At 53.4% G+C, this 2,627-nt stretch carries 3 protein-coding genes and 1 pseudogene; all 4 read left to right on the top strand.

Features of this window, described 5'->3' with window-relative positions; genetic code table 11:
• Positions 1-365, top strand: a pseudogene (locus tag MVD07_RS03465) (hypothetical protein); the annotation flags it as partial.
• A 49-nt stretch (positions 366-414) separates the two neighbouring features.
• Positions 415-714 (top strand): DUF424 domain-containing protein, encoded by a 300-nt coding sequence (locus MVD07_RS03460; protein ID WP_297498702.1) that lies wholly within the window; start codon positions 415-417, stop codon positions 712-714.
• Between the two features lie 39 nt (positions 715-753).
• Positions 754-1,929, top strand: coding sequence for a 60S ribosomal export protein NMD3 (locus MVD07_RS03455; RefSeq protein ID WP_297498698.1), 1,176 nt, complete (start codon positions 754-756; stop codon positions 1,927-1,929).
• A gap of 61 nt (positions 1,930-1,990) precedes the next feature.
• On the top strand, positions 1,991-2,627 hold a 637-nt coding region (locus tag MVD07_RS03450; RefSeq protein WP_297498705.1), incomplete at its 3' end, for an FAD-dependent oxidoreductase.

Here is a 2,627-nt window from a genome sequence, read left to right as displayed (position 1 = left end):
TCCTCAAGGAGGATCCCGTAATTGAAGTAGATGGTACATACGCCGTGTCGATAACTCCAATGGCCTTATTATCCTCAATGATAGTCATGTACAACTACATGTACTATCATAATTTTGTTATCTTCAACGAGAGTTTCAGTAGGTTGTACCGGGAGGCTCTTTCAGCTGGAGTCGGTAATGAGACTCTTCAGAAGGCTGAGAAGCTCTATGAGATGGCAGTTGCGGAGTACAAAGAGGCCGCCACGGCATCGGGAGGGGCGGTTGTCCTCAACCTTGGCGACGTGAGGGTCTTCATACACCTCAGGAAAGCCTTTGTCTACATTAAGGAGGCCATTGACCTCCTGGAGGCAGCGGGAGTTTCCTGAACTCCCAAACTTTTTAACCCTTTCTCTCCCCTTTTCTCCCGGTGATCAAATGATATACGTAAATGTCTACCGCGTTCAGGGTGAAGTCCTTTTAGCGGCATGCGACGAGGAACTGCTCGGGAAGACCTTCAGGGAGGGGGAGCTTAAGCTGGAGGTCAAGGAGAGGTTTTACAAAGGGAAGCTCGTTGGGGAGGACAGGCTCAAGGAGCTTCTTGATGAGGCAACCATAGCCAACCTGACCGGCGAGCGGTGTGTCTCAAAGGCCATAGAACTGGGTTACATTGATCCTGAGAGGGTTCTTCGCATCCAGGGAGTTCCCCACGCGCAGATGGCAAAGCTGTTCCTCTAACTTTTTAAACTCCCAACCTTCCAATCAAGTGGTGAGACTATGGGTGGGCGCTTCTGCTACCGTTGCGGGATAAGTGAGGAGGAAGGCGGGCCACTCATCGATGGCCTCTGTCAGGTGTGCTACCGGAAGGAAAATCCCGTGCTTCTCATTTCGGATGAAATCAACATGGAAATCTGTCAGAACTGCGGAAGCTACAGGAAGAGGGGAGTGTGGGTCGACCCGAAGAGCTATAATTTAGAAGAGCTCATATTCGAGGTCGCTGAGAGCGCGCTCCTTGAAGCCCTTGAAGATTCCCTGGGCGAGAAGGTGAAGGAATTTGAAATCGTTTCGATGGAGGAGCTTGGGAGGGTGGTAGACCTCCCGGTCGGGAAGGCGGTTGCAGCCTTCGTCCCGGTCAGATGGCATATAGGGTACTTTCCGGCGATAGTTACCTACGAGGTCCGCGTTAAGGCCAGAACCCACGAGCTTCAGCGTGAGCTCCACGACGAGACCAAACAAGTCACCGTCTATGTTAGGCAGACCGTCTGTCCCCGCTGTCAGAAGTTCCTTGGGGGATACTTCGAGGCCATCCTCCAGGTTCGCGCTGAGGGGAGGCCATTAAGCGAGGGGGAGAGAAAGGCCATCGGAAGGCTCGTGGAGGAGAAAGTGGACGAAATAATGCGCAAGGACAGGATGGGATTCATACAGGACACCATCGAGAAGGAGGAGGGACTTGACTTCTACATGGGCTCGACGTTGAGTGCAAGAAAGCTCGCGCAGGCGATAAGGGAGCGCTTCGGTGGCACGATAAGCGAAGCTTATGAGCTGGTCGGCATGGACAGGCAGACGAGCAGGGAAGTTTACCGCACGAGTGTCAGCGTAAGGATTCCAAAGTTCAGGAAGGGCGACATAGTTGCTGACAGGGAGGGTAACGTCTATGAGGTGACGGGCGTAGGCGGAAAGGGAATCTCCCTGAGGAATCTCTCAACAGGCAGGGAAGAACACAGGGACTGGAAGACTGCGAAGAGGGAGGGAATTGATGAGGTGGAGCACGAGGAGGGCGATGCGATGGTGACGAGCATCGGAAAAGACGGGGTTCAGATAATGGACATGGAGAACTACCGGATCTACGAGGTTGAGAAGCCGCCAATGGAGCTCAGGGAGGGGGATGTCTACAGAATGGTCGAAGTGAAGGGGAGGAAGTACTTCCTCTCAAAGAAGGAAATCTCCGATTAACCGCTTCTGCCCATCAACCTTTTTAACTAAAGGTCTAGAACCCCTCCTGGTGGTGGTTGGGATGGAGAAGAAGACAGTCGTTGTCATAGGAGGTGGAGCTGCTGGAATGAGTGCTGCCTCCAGGGTTAAGAGACTGAGGCCCGAGTGGGACGTCAGGGTCTTCGAGGCTACGGAGTGGGTAAGCCACGCTCCCTGCGGGATCCCGTACGTGGTTGAGGGGATCTCACCTACGGAGAAGCTCATGCACTATCCTCCAGAGGTCTTCATAAAGAAGCGCGGTATAGACCTTCACCTCAGGGCAGAAGTGGTAGAGGTTGAACAGGGGAGCGTGAGGGTTCGCGAAAAAGGTGGGGAGAAAAACTACGAATGGGATTACCTGGTCTTCGCCAACGGAGCTTCCCCGAGGATTCCGGCAGTTAAAGGGGTTGAGCTCCCGGGGGTTTTTACCGCTGATCTGCCCCCGGATGTCGTTGCGATAAGGGAGTACATGGAGAGAAATCCGGTTAAGGACGTCGTGATAATAGGCGGCGGCTACATCGGTGTTGAGATGGCCGAGGCGTTCTCTGCCCAGGGAAAGAACGTCACCCTTATCGAGAGAAACGAGAGGATCATGAAGAAGGCCTTTGACAAGGAAATCACCGACGTTCTTGAGGGAGAAATGAGAAAGAGGATAAACCTCAGGACGCAGGAGATAACCC

Origin of the sequence: Thermococcus sp. (genome assembly GCF_027008145.1) — an archaeon.
GTDB lineage: Archaea > Methanobacteriota_B > Thermococci > Thermococcales > Thermococcaceae > Thermococcus.
The sequence above is the reverse complement of the archived record's forward strand: the minus strand, read 5'-3'. Positions and strand labels throughout refer to the sequence as shown.

Coding starts and splice junctions, on each gene's coding strand:
- MVD07_RS03460 (WP_297498702.1), top strand. CDS start 415: ATGATATACGTAAATGTCTACCGCGTTCAGGGTGAAGTCCTTTTAGCG.
- MVD07_RS03455 (WP_297498698.1), top strand. CDS start 754: ATGGGTGGGCGCTTCTGCTACCGTTGCGGGATAAGTGAGGAGGAAGGC.